Source organism: Paenibacillus sp. M2 (assembly GCF_046713495.1).
Lineage (GTDB): Bacteria > Bacillota > Bacilli > Paenibacillales > Paenibacillaceae > Paenibacillus > Paenibacillus amylolyticus_B.
In genome coordinates, this window is record NZ_CP169648.1 from 3,800,382 (window position 1) to 3,818,374 (window position 17,993).

Below are 17,993 nucleotides of genomic sequence, written 5' to 3' on the forward strand. Positions count from 1 at the left end.
ATGTACAGTATTTTTTTGGTAGACGATGAAGAGCTGGGACTCGAGATGATGAGGGATTATATCCGTTGGGAAGAGATGGGGATCTATATCATGGGAACGGCGAGTAACGGCAGGGAGGCCTTGGAGAAGATTGAGGCCACCCAGCCTGATATCGTTCTTACCGATGTTCAGATGCCGATCATGAACGGTATTGATCTGGCGAGAAAGATACATGAGAGCTACGACTCGATCCAGGTGATGTTTCTGACCGGACACGATGAATTTCAATATGTAAAATCGGCTATCAACGTAGGGGCCGTGGGATATATGCTAAAACCTTTGGATATGAACGAAATTGAAAGCGTTATCAGTAAAGTTAAACAGCGTTGTGAAGAGGTTGCAATGAAGAACCGTTCCATGGAGGCGGCCAAAGCCAATATCCTGAAAGAGTTATCTTACGAAAAAAATGAGGCTCGTGCTAATGATCTTGCTTGTAGTTACAGCCGTCTAACCCGACAACCAGAGACCGCCCGATATGCAATGGTCTTGTTCAGTATCGATCCCAAGGAGGCTGAAGAGGAACAGCAAAGTCTGGAGGAATGTACAGGTCGGCTGGTGGCTTTTCTCGACCATTTCTTCAAGGCGAAAAACATGAAAGCGATCTTTGTGGATTACAAGGAAGGAGAGACAGGTGTATTTATGGAAGCGGCACAGCAGCCGGGACATTATGCGTGGGAAGACTTGGCTGAGGCTATTCGTAGTGCACTGGATTTCACGGTGACGGCTGCCGTAGGCAGACAAGAGACCGCGTTATCCCATATTCACTGTCTGTACGAACAGACGCGAACCATCTTGAATGAGCGTTTCTATGAAGGTTCAGGCACAATTATTCATGGGGGGAAGCTTTCGAACCAGTTTTATACAGAACATATGCCCCCTTTTGAACAAAAGGAATGGTTTGAGGCTATTAACCGACTGGATTTTGAATGGGCGGCACAGAAGCTGCACGGGTATATTGAGGGATTGGCAACACTGAGAGTCAAGAAAAAAATCATCTGCGACTGGTCGATAGATCTCGTGAATGAGCTGCTGGAGCAGCTTCATAAACCTGTTCCGAAGCGGGCTGAGCTGTATCACTCCATCTATAATGCACTGACTCTGCATGAGATCGAGGATCTGATTCTCGGTACTGCGGAAGATGCGGTGAGCATGCTGGGCGAGCGGTTTATGGACAAAAATGCAAAATTGATTCACAAGGTCCGTACCTTCATCGATCAGAATTACAATCAGCCGATTACCATCAACAGCCTGTCTGATCAGGTCTATTTGTCACCGAACTATTTGAGATCCATTTTCAAGGACAAAACAGGGATGACAATTCACGATTATCTGACACGCATCAGACTGGATAAAGCCAGGGAACTGCTGGCAGACGGCTCGCTCAAGATTCACGATATCGCGCAGACCGTGGGCTATGAGAGTACATCCTATTTTATTTCTCTATTCTTGAAGACACAGGGCGTAACACCCAACGAATACAGGAAAAGTATATGACTATAGAGGCTGTCTGGTAATGATGGTATTGATATGGCAAATGAAAGAGGCTTTCCTGTATGAATAGTAACATTGTGGTATGGAACATCCCCCTCCTCCTTTTTACAATTAGGCATATAGGAAAGGAAGGAGGAGAGAGGGGATTTGATTTGACAGCTCTTTATGAAAGCGATTACAAAATTGGCTGTGAACCACTGCAGGAATAGGCATAGGGAGACCTAACTCAATCATTAGATAATGGAGGCATGTTATGTTGGGACGGATGATGAAAAAAGGATTTGTGTTCTTTATCATTTTTTGCTTGGTAGTTGGCGGGGGCCAGTTCGCCCGAACAGTTCACGCCGATGATATGAATACCTATGAAGCCGAAGCGGAAGGGAATACTTTGCTAGGTAACGCGATGATCTCTGATAGCCCGACGGCTTCAGGCGGCAAGAAGGTTGGAGGCATGTATCAGGGCAGTTCCTTGCAATTTAATAATATTGCTGTAAGTGAGACAGGAAATTATAAGATTTCCGTTTACTACATTTCAGGTGATTCGCGGCCATTCAATATTAGTGCGAATGGCGGGGAGAAGCAATATGAAGAACCGTCCAAGACATTCGACTGGGATACGGTGGGAACATATGATGTGACCCTTCCGTTGAACGCTGGGACCAACACCATCCTGATTGATGACAACAACTGGTATTCTCCCGACATCGACAAGATCGTGATCCGCGGTTTGGACAGTGGCCACCCGGGAGAAGGGGACGGAGACGACTGGAAGAAAAATTTGCATGGTGCAATTATCGAGGCAGAAGCGGCCGACAACATTTTGAAAGGCAATGCCAAGGTGGTAGACAGCAGCATTAGTTCGGGTGGGAAGAAAGTAACCGATCTGAACAAAAACAGTTCACTGCAATTTACGAATATCAACGTACCGGCAGATGGTACATATTTGATCCGAATATCTTATATCTCCGGTGATCAGCGACCTGTTTATATGCAGGTGAACAATGACACGGACGAGATGATTGATCTGCCCAAAACGGCAAGCTGGGACACGATTGGCATGTATGATGTGGAGGTATCTCTTCATAAGGGTGTCAATATCATTACGTACTCGGATCATGATTGGTACTCCCCCGATTTTGACCGAATTGAAGTCATCCCGTATACGCTTAGTTATGAAGCCGAAGATTCGGGCAATACGCTGACTGGTGAAGCGCGTGTAACAGAGAGTCCGAATGCTTCCGGCGGCAAGAAGGTCGGTTATCTTAATGGCGGTAGCTCCTTGACGTTCAATAAGATTATAGCCCCGATGACAGGTAATTACCGTGTTACGGTCGCTTATTTTTCCGGTGATCCGCGCAGTTTCTATGTCCGCGCAAATAACGGGGAAGAGCAGTTCCACGACCTGCCCAAAACATCGGATTGGGATACGGTAGGTACGTATGATCTTACACTCCCCTTAACTCAAGGCGAGAATACGATTACTTTTTCAGACAACAATGGTTATTCTCCCGATCTGGACCGGATTATCGTAGAGCCTGCGATAGAGACAGAACCCGAGAATCCCGGTGAAGGAGATGACGATCTGGGAACACCGGGTGACTCGCAACGATACGGGGATATTACGGTGACTGATTACACGTATGGCCTTCTGGTATCGAACGGACAATACGAAGTGTCTTATAATACCCAGACTGGATTCGTCGGTTATAGCTGGGCAGACGGACAGAAGATGCGGGGTATCTTCAGTAGCATTAAAATTGGTGAGAGTCTTGTGGAAACCAAAGGGTATGAGAGTCATACGAGCAGTGGAGCACCGCTGGAGATTCAGGATGGATTCGGCAAAGGCATCGAGTTGAGCTTTGTTCATACGTCAACTGGTAAACCAACCATGAAGCAGATTTATCGGCTTTATGAAGATCAATCGTATTTCCTCAACCGTCTGGATGTCTTCAGTGATACAGAGATTCAGAGCAATTATATGTCACCCATTACCGTGAAAAATACGGGTGGTTTAGATATCGGCGTCAGCTCGGATAATCGAGTACTTACGGTGCCTTTTGACAATGATGCCTGGATTCGCTACAAATCTCAAACGATGAATCGGGCGGATACCAGCTACGAGATGACGACAGTATTCAATAACTCGACTCGTAACGGTCTGGTGATCGGTTCAGTAACCCATGACACCTGGAAGACAGGTATTGACTGGAAAGGCTCAGCTAATCAGTTGAATGAATTTGCTGTATATGGTGGTGCAGCCAGTGACGTTACCCGCGATACTCAGCCACATGGCAGTCTGACTGGTACTGAAATATCCTCACCCATGATTATGGTAGGCGGTTTCAGTGATTACCGTACAGGACTTGAAGAATACGGTAAAGCCAATGCGATCATCACGCCTCCCCTAGCGTTAAATCCAGATCTGCCACAAGGTGTACCTGTTGGCTGGAATAGCTGGGGAGCCTATGATAGCGGGCTGTCGTATCAGAACGTAGTGGATGTGTCCAATTATTTCAAGAACAGCCTGGCGAAGTTCAATAATAACGGCAATGTATTCATTAATATGGATTCCTACTGGGATAATCTGAGTGATGCAGAGCTTGCCCAAGCTGTATCTGTCATTAAGGACAATGGTCAGCATGCAGGCATCTATTGGGGACCATTTGTGTATTGGGGCAACGATATGAGCCAAAAAGTGGATGGTACCAATGGGCAATATACGTATGGTGATATTGTACTCAAGGATGGTGCAGGGAAACCTCTTCCTACACTGGATGGAGCATATGCACTGGATGTGACACATCCGGGGAGTCAAATGCGCATGAATTATTTTCTGGATAAGTTCAAATCACTTGGATTCACATTCATCAAACTGGATTTCCTAACCCATGGCTCGCTGGAAGGCCAACACTATGACACTAATGTGACGACAGGGATCCAGGCTTACAATGAAGGGATGCATTATGTCGAAGAGCGATTGGATGGGAAAATGTTTATTAGTGCGTCCATTGCACCGATCTTTCCAAGTCAATATGCGCATAGCAGACGGATCTCTTGTGACACCTATGGCAAAATCAATGAGACGGAGTACATGCTCAATTCATTGACATATGGATTCTGGCAAAATGGGACGATTTATTCCTATACAGACCCTGATCATCTGGCATTAAGCAGAGCATCAAGCTTGGAGGAAGCCCGCAGCCGGGTAAATTCCGGTGTAATTGCCGGCACGGTGATGATGGATTCCGATGATGTGAACGATCCCAAGGCACAGGAATACATGACATCATTGTACAATAACATGGATGTTCTTCAGGTGGCGCTGAAAGGCAAAGTATTCAAGCCGCTTGAAGGAAATACGAATGCAAATGCCGCAGATTCGTTTGTTCTGAAGGAAGGCAATGATTATTACCTTGCTGTATTTAATTACAACGGCAACAGTTCAGCAAACAAAACGATCGATCTGGGCCGCGCCGGACTGAATGATTCCAAAACCTATACTTTAAAAGACTTGTGGACAGGTGAATCTTCGTCAGCCACAGGTTCATGGTCCATCTCGCTGGGGCCGGCTGAATCGAAGTTGGTTAAATTGACCGAAAAAACGATTATCCCTGAAAATCCAGGCAACCCAGGAAACCCAGGTAATCCAAGCAATCCCGGCAACAACAATAATACTACTAGTGGGAACTCCGGCAACAGCACAGCTCAGGAGAACGATACAGTAACACTGATCATCACAGCCGATATGCTGAAAGTGGACAGTGGAGCAGGGAAAGCCGTTGTGGACATCAAGGCTGGTACTCAGGAGCTACAATTGTCATCTGCTGTTTTACGCAAGCTCGGCAACCATCCACTGGAAGTGAAATCAGGCAAGCTAACCCTGCAAATCCCTGCGAGTTTGTTCCAGCAGCTATTGGATAAGTTACCAGCAGGGCAACAGGATGATAGTACAATTTCCTTGAAAATGGTTCCGCTTGGCAGCAAGGCCAGGGAGGTCGTTGCTGCAGTGGAAACATCTTCCCGGGCAACGGTTTCCCTTAAGGGAGAAATCTATGAATTCAGCCTTTCGGCAACAACCAAATCAGGTACAACCGAAACACTCTCTGTGTTTGATCACCCCATTACGCTGAGCCTGGCAGCAGCTGAGGGCTTCGACCCTTCACAGGGAGGAATGTATTATATTAACGAAAATGGAGAACTGGAATTTTTAAAATCCGATTATGCGAATGGTGTATTAACGACTAAAGTGAGCCACTTTAGCAAGTATGCTGTTCTGGAACTGAATCGGACGTTCGCTGATGTTCCGGCCAATCATTGGGCTAGCTCTGTCATCAAGGAGTTAGCGGCTAAGCTGTTTGTTGATGGCACAAACGAGGAACAATTTGAGCCAGGACGTGCAATCACCCGCGCGGAATTCACCACCATGCTCGTTCATTCTCTGGGGCTGACCGTAGCAGGGGAAGTACACTTTACAGATGTAGCGACAGATGACTGGTACGCGGAACCCATCTCGATTGCGACCCAAGCCGGTATTGTGAAGGGACGAAGCGCAGTCAGCTTCCAGCCGGATTCAAAGATTACCCGGGAGGAAATCACGGTGATGCTGATGAAGGCATATGAACTGAATGTTGGAAACGTGCCTGTTGGTTCTACCGATATCTTGTTTACCGATATGGATCAGGTTTCTTCATGGGCAGCTGATTCGGTAAAGGATGCAGCCCGACTAGGACTGGTCCAAAGACAGGGACAGTTTGTGCCTAAAGGGATTGCTTCCCGGGCAGAAGCGGCTCAGGTCATCTATAACCTGATTTTGAAGTAAGCTTTAAGGCTGCGAATTATATCGCAGCCTTATTTTCATAACTTAGAATGACAGATGATTTCCCCTATGGATTGTAAGAATGCGATATGGCTAACGTAACTCCTGCTTCCTACAATAATAAGTATGTTCACAACACATAGCATTTAGGTACCAAAACACGGAACCTGAAAGGGGTAAACATGACGATTCAATATCATGAACAATTGCGTATATTTGCAATACAGACACAACATTCATCCTATATTTTCGGAATTAATGAGAGAGAACACCTACAGCATCTGTATTGGGGAGATCCAGTGAGTATCGAGGACAGCGTTCCTTTGCTCCATCTACAATCCCACAGCTCTTTTGACGCGGAAGTGGAAGGAGAGGTGGAGGAGTACAGCTTCTGGGGAGGTGCATCTTATACAGAGCCATCTCTGAAACTGCGGATGCCTGATGGTGTCCGCGATCTTCAGGTTAGGTATGACCGTCACGAGATCATAGAACAGGATGGCAGACAGACGCTGATTATTACCTTGAAGGATCAGGCATATGCACTTGAAACACAGCTGGTATATCGGGTTATCCCGGAGTTCGACCTGGTGGAGCGTTACGCCAATATCGTCAATAGGGGACAGGGGGATATTGTGCTGGAAAGCATGCAATCCGCAGCCTGGACTTTGCCATATCTCCAGGATTACCGTCTGACGCATGTTACGGGGAAATGGTCGGGTGAGTTCCAACTGCGCAATACCATTTTGACAGAGGGAAAAAAGGTACTTGAATCGCGGAGAGGTTTCACTGACGGTCATGCCAACCCATGGTTTGCGATTGATGATGGTCTTTCCACAGAAAGCGGCGGTGGGGTATGGTTTGGTGCTCTGGCCTGGAGCGGCAACTGGAAGATTGTTGCGGAGAAGACCCCATTCACGCATGTACGGGTAACAGGTGGCATCCATGATTTTGACAATGAATGGTTGCTGGGTGCCGGCGAAACGTTTGAGACACCTGTCTTTGTCGGCGGATTCAGCCCAGAAGGCTTTGGCGGAATGAGCCACCGTTTGCATCAGTACCAATACAATTACATACTGCCGCGAAGTAAAATCAGTAAAGTGCTGTACAACTCCTGGGAAGCTACCTATTTCGATGTTAATGCCCAGGACCAAATGGCGCTTGCCGAAAGGGCAGCCAAAATGGGTGTGGAACTATTCGTTGTGGATGACGGCTGGTTTGGGCAGCGGCATTCCGACCGTGCGGGGTTGGGTGACTGGAACGTGAACAAAGAGAAGTTCCCGAACGGACTAGTCGAGCTGATTGACCGGGTTCATGGACTTGGGATGGAATTCGGCATATGGGTGGAGCCGGAGTCGGTCAACCCGGATAGTGATCTCTACAGAGCACATCCGGACTGGGTATATCATTTTGAGACACGGGGACGTACGGAGCTTCGTAATCAGCTGCTGTTGAACATTTCCAAGCCAGAGGTCAAGCAATACATTATCGAATTTATGACCGAACTGCTTGGCAATCATGAGATTAAGTTCATTAAATGGGATATGAACCGGACCATTACGGAACCGGGCATGAAGGGTCACCCTATTAACCGTCAGAAAGAAGTATGGGTAAGGCATGTCCAGAGCTTGTATGATATCTGGGCACGGCTGCGAGCCAAGTTCCCGGATGTCGAGTTTGAGACCTGCACAGGAGGTGGCTCGCGGATTGATCTGGGCATCTTTCGTTATGCCGATCAGTCCTGGCCGAGTGACAATACGGATGCGTTCGACCGTTTGAGCATTCAGGAAGGCTTCTCGTATACATACGCACCACGTATGATGACCTGTTGGGTAACCGAGTCGCCTACAGGAATGAACGGCCGAAACGTCTCTCTGAAGTATCGCTTCCATAGTGCAATGATGGGCACACTTGGTATTGGTTCTAATCTGAACGAGTGGAGTGATGAGTGGATTGGGCAGTCCGGGGAATTCATCGATCAGTACAAAGCCATTCGCCACCTGGTGCAATTCGGCAGACAATTCCGCCTGACTGCGCTTCGTCATAAGGGAGTTACCGCTGTCCAGTACAGCGATGCAGCCGGAAGTGACCATGTGCTGTTCGCCTTTCTTCACTCGCAGAAGCTGGGTGAACCGTTGCCAAGACTCCGTTTGACAGGTCTTCAGGCTGACAAGACCTATCTCATTGAAGTGCTGGGGTTATCGGTTAGTGGACGTGCACTGATGAACATTGGGGTGGAATTGCCTATACGCGGTGATTTCGACAGCCTGGTGTATCGCATCCTTGAGCAAGTATAACGTTCTGGAAGAACTGTTTAAAAGGAGTGCTTTGCAAGCCACTAGTGGCTGCATTGCACTCCTTTTTTATTGGATCTCTTTTTGCGGCAGACGGATCTGTACGGTAGTTCCCATACCAAGTTTGCTATACACTTTAACACCGTAGTATTCACCAAATTTCAGCTTAATCCGCCGATCCACATTTGAAATCCCATAACCCCGTCCTTCTTTCTCTTCAAACAAAGCCTCAAGCTTCTCTCGCCGCATGCCCATTCCGTCGTCTATAACCGATAAGATGATACTATTGTTCTCGATGACACCCTTGATATGGATATTTAGAGGCCGATCCTGATTCCAAAGAGCGTGAATGACTGCATTCTCCACAAAAGGCTGCAGCGCAAGCTTCACGGTCGAGTAGGGCAGGATCGATTGATCTATCGTGTAGATGATGTTCAGCTTTCCCTTAAATCGAATAAGCTGAATGGCATTATAGCTCTGCGTCAGTTTTAATTCCTCATTGATGGTCAGGATACTCTTTCCTTTATTCAGGGATATCCGATAAAACTTGGCCAGATGAAGGACCATATCCTGAATCTGTGGATCTTGATGCTTTACGGCCAGAGAGGAGATCGAGCCCAGTGTATTATACAGAAAATGAGGATTGATCTGAGCTTGAAGCAGGTCAAGCTCGGCTTCCTTGCTCTGCAGCTCCTTTTGGTAGACCTCCGTCACCAGGCTTTTCAACCGGGTTGTCATCTGTTCGAATGCAAAGTGAAGCTGGCCGATCTCATCACTGCCCATTTGTTCCTCATGGGTAGGGTTGAAATCTCCCCGTTCAATGCGCCGAATCATCCGTATTAACGTCCTGATGCGTTTGCTGAATAGCGATGCGGTAATATAAATGAGCAGCAGCGCCACGCCGATGAAGCCTAGTGAAATTTTGATAATAAGCTGAGAGAGAGCTTTGGCATCCTTGATAATACTGTCATAAGGGAAAATGGATACCGTTTTCCAGCCGTTTTTGAGCGTGTTATAAACCGCTAGGGCCTTTACGCCTTGATACGTTGTATCAAATCTCCCTGAAGCCGCATCGTCAAAATGTTGATGAAGCAGTTCGGGCAGGCTTGTATTAATTAACTGTTTGTCGGCGGAGGACAGAATCATACCTTTGTCATTTATGATGAAAATATCTTTGCCGCCTGCTTCCTTTTCCATTAAGGAATAGATGACCGACTCCGAGATTTGAAAGACCAGCATCCCGTAGGGATACTGATTACTATTGTTGTTCAGCAGCCGGGCGAGTGTAAACATGGCAGGACCGTTCTCTGTCTGCGGCGTGGAGAGATGAATAATGTTCCCATAGGATTGCTGCAGCTTGTGAAACAGTTCCGTGGTCTGGACTTCGGATGTGATCGGCCGGATATAAAAATTGTCTTTGGGCAGCGACGGATTATCCGAATAAATGAATGCGCTATCAAAATCAGGGTAGGCAGCCATCACGGTGTCAATTCGATTGCCAATGTAATTATAGACGTCCAGATAGGATGGGTCATCCTGATACTCGTTCGTCAGGTAATTGGCAAGGCGGTTATCCAAATAAATGGAGGCGGAAATGTGTTCGTAGCTATCCAGTTTGTTCTCCAGATTTTTAGTGATCTGAGCTGTTGAGTTCGTCATATTGATGTAGATCTGCTCGGTAAGTTTCGTTTTGGTAAGTTCATAGGAAAAATAAACCAATAGCATCATTGGAATGATGGTGACCAGAACAAATACCATGAACAACTTGGAACGAAAGCTCAGGTTAACAAAAGGCATGTATATGTATTTTCGATAGAATTGGCGCATCCGGAAGCCCTCTCTTGACTGAATATTCGTTGCACAGTTCATCATAGCAGAGTGAATATGGAAATCCAATCCTCACTTTGCACAAAAACATCTTTAAAAAGCGGTATCTTTCGGAGAATTCAACTATGGCGAGTAATCCGTGTCAAATTTATGATTAATAGGAGAGAAGTTGAATCAAGATATGGCCGACCATGCTGCTGTATAGAAAAAGGGAGGGTACTTAATGCATAAGGTAAGCGCTATCAAAACAGTCAGGAGCAATAACTTGATAAGCAGACTAAAAGAGCAAAAATGGTTATTCGTGCTTATGCTTCCTGCCTTCATTGCGACATTGTTATTTTCCTATGGTCCGATGTTTGGACTGTATATGGCGTTTACAAATTATCAACCGGGTGGGGGATCGTTCTTTTACCAGTTCTTCCATGCCGAATTTGTAGGTTTCCAATGGTTTGAGTATTTCTTTACTACAGGGGATTTCTACCGGGTTATGCGTAATACGCTTGCGACAAGCTTGCTCACGCTGTTCTTCGGATTTCCTGCCCCGATCATCCTCGCGCTTGTGCTGAATGAAGCGAGACAGGGATTTTTCAAACGTTTTGTGCAGACGGTTTCTTATCTGCCACATTTTATCTCATGGGTTATTGCAGCCAACATTGTGATTACGCTGCTGGCTTCGGATGGAATGCTTAACAACATTCTGGTTCTGCTGGGCATTGTCAAAGAACCCGTTGCTTTTTTGCAAAACGGTCCTCTGTTCTGGTGGATTATCGCATTGTCGAACATGTGGAAAGAGATGGGGTTCAGTGCCATTATGTATCTGGCTGCAATCGCTTCCATTAATCCGGAGCTCTACGAAGCGGCCAGGGTGGACGGAGCCAGCCGGTTTAAGCAAATGTGGCATATTACGCTGCCATCCATGCGTCCTACCATTGTCATATTGGCTATTCTCGCGGTCGGAGGCATTTTGAATGCAGGATTTGAACAGCAATATCTGCTGCAAAATAACACCGTACTTGAATACTCCGAAGTTATTGATATTTATGCTTACAAATACGGACTACAAAACAGCATGTTCTCTTATGGTGCTGCTGTGGGGATGTTCAAATCCGTTGTCGCCTTCATTCTTGTCCTTATCGTGAACCGGATTTCCAGAAAAGTGAACGACCAGGCGTTGTTCTAACTACAGAAGACAGAGGGGAGCGCTTGTAATGATTCTGAACCGATTCGGGGATCGTATTTTCAAAATAATTGTATATTTCATTCTTATTCTCGTATTACTGGTTACATTTCTTCCGTTTTGGAATATACTCGTTCTTTCATTGAACAGCGCGGAGGATACGGTGCGAGGCGGCGTTTATCTTTGGCCCAGAGATTTGACCTTGGACAGCTATCAGCAGATTCTGAAAGATAGCGAGATTTTAAACGGTCTGTGGGTAACCGTCAAACGAACGCTGATTGGCGCACCGCTATCGGTTCTCGTCATTACGATGCTTGCGTATCCGCTAAGTCGGCGGAATCTGATTGGACGCAAAGGCTGGAACCTGTACTTTATCTTTACCATGTATTTCAGTGGCGGACTGATTCCATTCTACATGGTGCTTAAGGCGCTGAATATGATCGATACCTTTTCGGTATTCATTTTGCCCAGTTTGATGAATGTGTTCTATATGATCATTGTCCGTACCTTTATGGAGCAGCTGCCCCATGAGATTGAAGAATCGGCGAGGGTAGACGGGGCTAACGATCTGACAATTTTCTTCCGAATTGTGATGCCGCTGACAACACCTGTACTTGCAACAGTGGGACTTTTTCAAGCGATAGGGCATTGGAATGCGTGGTTTGATTCCTATGCGTTCACCTATAGTTCGGATCTGAAGACTCTGCAAGCCGTGCTCGTGAAAATATTGAATCAATTTCAGACCGGTGGCATGATTTCCCAAACGCAAATGTTGGCTAATTCCGCCAAACGAAACGCCGTTTCCAGCGATACCATTCGAATGGCTGCTACGATGGTAGCCACCTTACCAATCGTTATGGTGTACCCGTTCCTGCAAAAATACTTTGTTAAAGGCATGACTTTGGGAGCGGTGAAAAGTTAATCTGTTCCATAATCCGGTTACAGGGAAGGCTTGTCCGGTGGTCTCTCCCTGAAAGGGGGTGGGCAAAGATCGTTTTGGAAATGCTCAATCTAGCACAACAGGAATTTATTCATTGGGAGGAATTAGGGTGTCAATGACAAAGACTAAAAAATGGATGACCATGGGGATTACAGCTGCATTAGCGGTTGGTTTGCTGGCGGGTTGCTCCTCCAATGATGGGGAGAACAATACAGCTGGTAAAGACGGGGAACAAGGGCCGATTACGCTGACTTGGTTTGATGGCAATACCAAAGGAGAACCATTTACCGATGCAGTTGCCCAGGAAATCACCAAAAAGACGGGCATAGAGATCTCCATCCAACAGCCAACAGGTAATCCAACGGAAAAACTGAGCCTGATGCTCGCCAGTGGTGACTATCCGGATGTGGTAGTCATGAGCCGAGGAGATGCTTCCCTCGACAAATACATTTCAAGTGGGGCATTCATTCCACTGGATGAGTTAATTGAGAAATATGGTTCTGATCTGAAAGAAATGTACGGAGATACCTTGACCAAAACACGTAATACAGACGGCAAGAACTACTATCTGGCAAACTGGTATGGACTCGACAGTGATCCGGTTTTTGGTATGCTGATGAGACAGAGCCTGTTGGAAGAGTTTCTTCCGGACAAAGCAGATGGTTCACAGCCCCTCACAACAGACGAATTCGAAGCACTCCTGAAAAATTTTAAAGAGAAATACAATACGATTGATGGCAAAGAGTCCATTCCGATGACGATGAACGGGGAGAACATGGGTGCGAATCTGGGCACATTCAAAGGCATGTGGGGCTTAAAAACGTATTATGACAACAACGGACGTCTGCAATATGATGTCAAGGACCCCAAATATCGCGAGATGCTGTTATACATGAATCGCTTATATAGAGAAGGTCTGATCGAAAAGGAATTTGCGATTAGCAAAACACAGACCTGGATTCAAAAGCTGACGACTGGTGCGGTATTTGCTACCCCAGGTGCATATTGGGACCCGGGGAACGGCAATGCGGCCTTGAAGAAGGATGGCGGGGAAAAGAATCAACTCTTTGCTTACAAAGTTGTTGCTCCAGGTGTAGATCCGGCTCAAACGACGTTTGGCCCAAGAAGTTCGCTTGGATGGGATGCAATCGCCATTACCAAAAACAACAAACACCCGGAAGAAACGATAAAGCTGTTTAATTATCTGGCGAGTGATGAAGGACAGCATTTGCTGCTGTGGGGCAGGGAAGGCGAACAGTACACCATGGTGGATGGCAAGCGACAACCAAAACCTGAATTCCTGCAAAGCTTCAAGGATAATTGGGATGATACGGTGAAGAAAAGCGGCGTTCGCAAATGGTTATGGTTTATCAAAAATGGTCTGGACCCGAACGGACAGCCGTATGACATGGCAGTTAAATTCCAGCGCAGTGAAGTGGATGAACTGGCCATTAAGAGTCTGGGCGATTCCGTATGGGATACAGCGCAGTATGACAACCTGAATCCGGATGGGGGAACACCTCAAGCTCTGACGGCCCAGAAAGTGAAGGATATTATGGATCAGAGTATTACGAGAGCCATTATTGCCCCAAGTGAGGCCGAAGCCAATTCGGTATTCGACAAGATGCTGGAGGATATGAAAAAGGCTGGCGATGAGAAAGTGGAAGATATCATCAACGAAAAATATGCTCAGCGTATGGAACTTTGGTCTTCCAAATAATTGGATATCAACTTATAAATAAATACTTATGTCAAAAACCTATTTTTTTAAAAACCCGTTAATCTGTATGAGATTAACGGGTTTTTGTTGGGATAAAAATGATGGGGGGCGGCAGATATTTTAAAAATACATCAGAGAATTATCTAAGGGAAATCTCTCTTTTCGGTTTATCTTCATGCAGTAGTAATATTGCAGAAACTGGTGTTCAAAGATCAACTTTCTCTTACAAATCAATGGAGGGCATATGAGTCCTCCATTGATTTTACTTGGAGATGAAAATACAAAGTTTGTGATTCCGTGGGAGTAATAGAAGAGTTTATTCCATTTTGAAATGACCGTAAGTAACCTTTGACCTCATTCACTCTACTGAGTATCGTTTGGAAGTTCATCATTGAGTTTCTGGTACCCAAGTCCCCATGTTTCCATAGAGAATATAATTGGCTTAAGCGAATTTCCTAATTCACTTAAGCTGTATTCAACTCTCGGAGGAACTTCCGCAAAAACAGTACGAATGACAATTCCATCCTCTTCCATTGAACGTAAATTTTCAGTGAGTACCTTTTGACTGATTTCCTGGATACTTTTACGAAGTTCTCCGAATCGTTGAGTTCCCTTGAAGAGATCCCTCATAACCAATAACTTCCACTTCTCGGTTTTCCACCAACACGAAAAAAAATCGAAGTAAATGCAATGAATTTTTATCGTATCTCTAATGGCCAGATTAGTGAAGAGTATGGTCAACCCGATATGCTTGGCTTGCTTCAACAAATAGGGGCAATTCCAAAGGCATAGAAACCAACCTTATTCCAACTTTAGTAGGATTTAAGGTCGGTTTGTTCGTTTAAGTGAAGGGACACTACTAATAATGTAATAAGAAAACTCAATATTTCGTGGCCAGACATTGGTTTTAACAAATCCTTACTAATCCTAATTGTCAATTATGCTCTTTATATTTTTAATTGTTGCAAAGTGCATTGCTTCATGGTAAATCAGAAAACCCAGTAATTGTTCTACATTTGTAAAGATAAGTCCTGTAGAAGACTTGTAATGAGGATTGATTTCTTCTTTCAATTTGCTTAAAAGTAGCGATTCAACCCTTTCAATTTGTTCAATTAACAAGTCGATTATTTGAGACAACGTTGGAGGCTCTATATTCCAGTCAGATGGTTTAGTTCCAGGATCAAACAACTTATTAAAATTAGCAGGATAATTGGTTTCTTGCCCAGTAAGTTGAAAAGCGAACTTCTCATGTATAACATACATGTGGCCTAGATTCCATTTTATATTGTTTTTCAAACCTGTTGGAATTATTTCCGAGGCAGAGTCATTTATATTCCTCACATAATCAATTGCCTGACGGCGAACAAATCCCAATTGTTTTGCGACAAAATTGTTCATGATATTGACCTCCGATAAAGTCGCTAATGAAATCGTTAAGAAAAAAACACTTGTTTATTGGGGTGAAGAAATTCCGTCAGTTTTACTAAAATACACTTTTGTGTCAATGATCAGAGTTGCTTTTAGAAACATAAGTTGAGACTCGTTGTGACAGATTTGCCAACGTACGTTCAAAACAGGATTCATCATTAAGAGCTCTACTCAGAATTAATCCCCCTTGAATACTAGCAATTGTTTCTTCTGAAATTTGGTCAGCAGTCTCTTTAGAGTTCCCTGTTTGAACTAGTGCCGCGCTTAGGGCTTCAATCCATCTCACAAAATATTGCCGAATAACAGCAGCGAATCGATCTCTGGTTTCGTCCAAAGCGAATGCACCAATAAGGCATATACGCTGACCGGATTGAAAATAAGTATCGACCTCTTGCCACATATGATCAATGGCTGCCCGGGGTTCATTCTTTTCGAGCGGTTCAAAAATGTTCTTGATAAACCATTGATCAATATGTGCAAGAATTTCAGCAGCCATCTCATCTTTTCCACCCGGAAAGAAATAATACAAGCTTCCTTTAGATAGACGCGTACGGGCTGTAATTTTACTCAAAGATGCGCCCTCATAACCTAATTCACGAAATACCTCAGCAACGAGAGGGATGACATCAGCTTTTTCAAAAACAGTACGAGTCATAGGTTTAACTCACTTAGGCTTGGATGATCAGCGGGGCGCGTGCCGAGAGGCCAATGAAATTTACGTTCCTCTTCCTTAATCGGCATGTCATTAATCGAAGCAAATCTGCGCTGCATCAAGCCGTCCTCAGCAAATTCCCAATTCTCGTTTCCATACGATCTGAACCAATTGCCACTATCATCACGCCATTCATATGCAAATCTAACGGCAATACGGTTATCCGTAAATGACCAAAGCTCCTTGATCAGGCGGTATTCCAGTTCTTTGGCCCATTTCCGAGTTAGTAAAGATACAATTTCTTGGCGGCCTGTTATAAATTCGCTCCGATTTCTCCAATAACAATCCTCAGTATACACAAGTGAGACGCGCTGAGGGTCTCGGCTATTCCAGCTGTCTTCAGCCATACGCGTTTTTTGGATTGCTGTCTCAAGAGTAAATGGGGGAGTTAAATTATTCATTAGATTTCCTCGCTTTCTAAACTGTTTGTATCAATATAAACCGATCGGTTTATAAATGCAAGTTTACATCCGAAATTCAATACAAATTTCGAAACGGTTCAGATTCATAATGTACCAAGTAGCCATCAATCATATGCATATCCTATACAATAATGAAGAAGCAGGACGTCCCCTCTATAGGAGACGTTCTACTTTTCTCTCATTTTGTTCTTTTGGTTAAAATCATCAGTCGAACTTAATTTAACCCTGTAAAAATTCGATCAATGCTGCATTAAATTGTTCAGAATGGGTTGCATTAAATCCGTGTGGTCCACCTTCGACAACGACCAGACGACTGCCAGGGATGGATTCATGAGTACGTTGTCCACTCACCTCCAAAGGCACAATGGCATCTGAATCACCATGGATAACCAGTGTTGGAATGTTGAACTTCTCCAGATCCTGACGGAAATCCGTAAGGGCAAAGGCAGCAATACAATCCAATGTGCCTTTAGGTGAAGCCAGAGCTGCAATATCACGGTTATAAATACGGAATGGTTCGCTCACAAGGTCTGTACGATCTCCAGCAGCGAAAAAGTTGCTTGTAAAACCATCCAAAAATGCTAGCCGATCCGCTTTAACCCCGTTTTGGAATTCTGCAATCGTTGCATCATCCAACCCACCTTGAGGATTGTTTTCGGTTATATAGAGATATGGAGGAACCGCTCCCGCGAATACGGCTTTGGAAACACGCGCTGTTCCGTAGGTTCCCACATAACGTGCAACTTCGCCGCCACCCATGGAGAATCCGACTAATGTGGCATCGTGCAGATCAAGGTGCAGTATCAATTTATGCAAATCCGAAGCGAAAGTATCATAGTCATAACCATCCCAAGGTTGGGAAGACTGACCAAATCCACGACGGTCATATGTGATAACACGGTGGCCTGCTTCAATTAGGGCAGGAACTTGCTTCTCCCAGGATCGCCCACTCAAAGGCCAGCCATGAATCAGAATAATTGGTTTCCCCTCACCATGATCTTCATAATACAGTTCAATTGGTTGTTCATTCTCAGCGCCTACATTTACTTTAGACATAGAAAATACCTCCATGAGTTATTATATTTTTGTTCATACAGAAGCTATAAGCTCAGAAACATGAATGGGGGCTT

At 45.1% G+C, this 17,993-nt stretch carries 14 protein-coding genes; 8 read left to right on the forward strand and 6 right to left on the reverse strand.

Annotated features, from left to right (window positions below):
* The 4 genes from ACETMN_RS17110 to ACETMN_RS17125 all read left to right on the forward strand — a co-directional run bounded on the left by ACETMN_RS17110 (position 1) and on the right by ACETMN_RS17125 (position 8,640).
* Entirely contained in the window at positions 1–1,533 is a 1,533-nt protein-coding gene (locus tag ACETMN_RS17110) for a response regulator (RefSeq protein ID WP_091020127.1), read from the forward strand.
* A gap of 59 nt (positions 1,534–1,592) precedes the next feature.
* Positions 1,593–1,739 carry a hypothetical protein gene (locus ACETMN_RS17115; RefSeq protein ID WP_179198660.1) on the forward strand — a complete coding sequence of 49 codons (147 nt, stop codon included), beginning with the start codon at positions 1,593–1,595 and terminating at the stop codon, positions 1,737–1,739.
* Positions 1,740–1,783: 44 nt separating this feature from the next.
* Positions 1,784–6,349 (forward strand): S-layer homology domain-containing protein, encoded by a 4,566-nt coding sequence (locus ACETMN_RS17120; protein WP_411734812.1) that lies wholly within the window; start codon positions 1,784–1,786, stop codon positions 6,347–6,349.
* A 179-nt stretch (positions 6,350–6,528) separates the two neighbouring features.
* Positions 6,529–8,640 carry an alpha-galactosidase gene (locus tag ACETMN_RS17125; RefSeq protein ID WP_411734813.1) on the forward strand — a complete coding sequence of 704 codons (2,112 nt, stop codon included), beginning with the start codon at positions 6,529–6,531 and terminating at the stop codon, positions 8,638–8,640.
* Positions 8,641–8,706: 66 nt separating this feature from the next.
* Here the strand turns inward: ACETMN_RS17125 and ACETMN_RS17130 are convergent, their stop codons facing one another.
* Positions 8,707–10,509, reverse strand: coding sequence for a sensor histidine kinase (locus ACETMN_RS17130; protein ID WP_411734814.1), 1,803 nt, complete (start codon positions 10,507–10,509; stop codon positions 8,707–8,709).
* Between the two features lie 220 nt (positions 10,510–10,729).
* Here ACETMN_RS17130 and ACETMN_RS17135 point away from each other — a divergent pair, with 220 nt between their 5' ends.
* From ACETMN_RS17135 to ACETMN_RS17145, 3 genes are all read left to right on the forward strand, one after another.
* On the forward strand, positions 10,730–11,644 hold the full coding sequence (locus tag ACETMN_RS17135; protein ID WP_373564964.1) for an ABC transporter permease: 915 nt from the start codon (positions 10,730–10,732) through the stop codon (positions 11,642–11,644).
* 28 nt (positions 11,645–11,672) lie between these two features.
* On the forward strand, positions 11,673–12,563 hold the full coding sequence (locus ACETMN_RS17140; RefSeq protein ID WP_029880772.1) for a carbohydrate ABC transporter permease: 891 nt from the start codon (positions 11,673–11,675) through the stop codon (positions 12,561–12,563).
* Between the two features lie 133 nt (positions 12,564–12,696).
* Complete coding sequence (locus ACETMN_RS17145) at positions 12,697–14,301, forward strand: extracellular solute-binding protein (protein WP_192131369.1); 1,605 nt, start codon at positions 12,697–12,699, stop codon at positions 14,299–14,301.
* A gap of 363 nt (positions 14,302–14,664) precedes the next feature.
* Here the strand turns inward: ACETMN_RS17145 and ACETMN_RS17150 are convergent, their stop codons facing one another.
* Positions 14,665–14,937, reverse strand: coding sequence for a winged helix-turn-helix transcriptional regulator (locus tag ACETMN_RS17150; protein ID WP_256975362.1), 273 nt, complete (start codon positions 14,935–14,937; stop codon positions 14,665–14,667).
* Between the two features lie 54 nt (positions 14,938–14,991).
* Here ACETMN_RS17150 and ACETMN_RS17155 point away from each other — a divergent pair, with 54 nt between their 5' ends.
* The gene (locus tag ACETMN_RS17155) at positions 14,992–15,093 is read left to right on the forward strand and encodes an ester cyclase (protein WP_244660857.1); all 102 of its coding nucleotides are present in this window, start codon (positions 14,992–14,994) and stop codon (positions 15,091–15,093) included.
* Between the two features lie 135 nt (positions 15,094–15,228).
* Here the strand turns inward: ACETMN_RS17155 and ACETMN_RS17160 are convergent, their stop codons facing one another.
* The 4 genes from ACETMN_RS17160 to ACETMN_RS17175 form a co-directional block, all read right to left on the reverse strand.
* Entirely contained in the window at positions 15,229–15,699 is a 471-nt protein-coding gene (locus tag ACETMN_RS17160; protein ID WP_091020117.1) for a DinB family protein, read from the reverse strand.
* Positions 15,700–15,802: 103 nt separating this feature from the next.
* Entirely contained in the window at positions 15,803–16,384 is a 582-nt protein-coding gene (locus ACETMN_RS17165; RefSeq protein ID WP_091020115.1) for a TetR/AcrR family transcriptional regulator, read from the reverse strand.
* Positions 16,381–16,842: a DUF1348 family protein gene (locus ACETMN_RS17170; protein ID WP_091020113.1), complete on the reverse strand. Its 462-nt coding sequence runs from the start codon at positions 16,840–16,842 to the stop codon at positions 16,381–16,383. Before ACETMN_RS17170 ends, ACETMN_RS17165 begins: the two co-directional genes overlap by 4 nt.
* 240 nt (positions 16,843–17,082) lie before the next feature.
* Positions 17,083–17,919, reverse strand: coding sequence for an alpha/beta fold hydrolase (locus ACETMN_RS17175; protein WP_192131367.1), 837 nt, complete (start codon positions 17,917–17,919; stop codon positions 17,083–17,085).
* Positions 17,920–17,993: the final 74 nt, after the last annotated feature.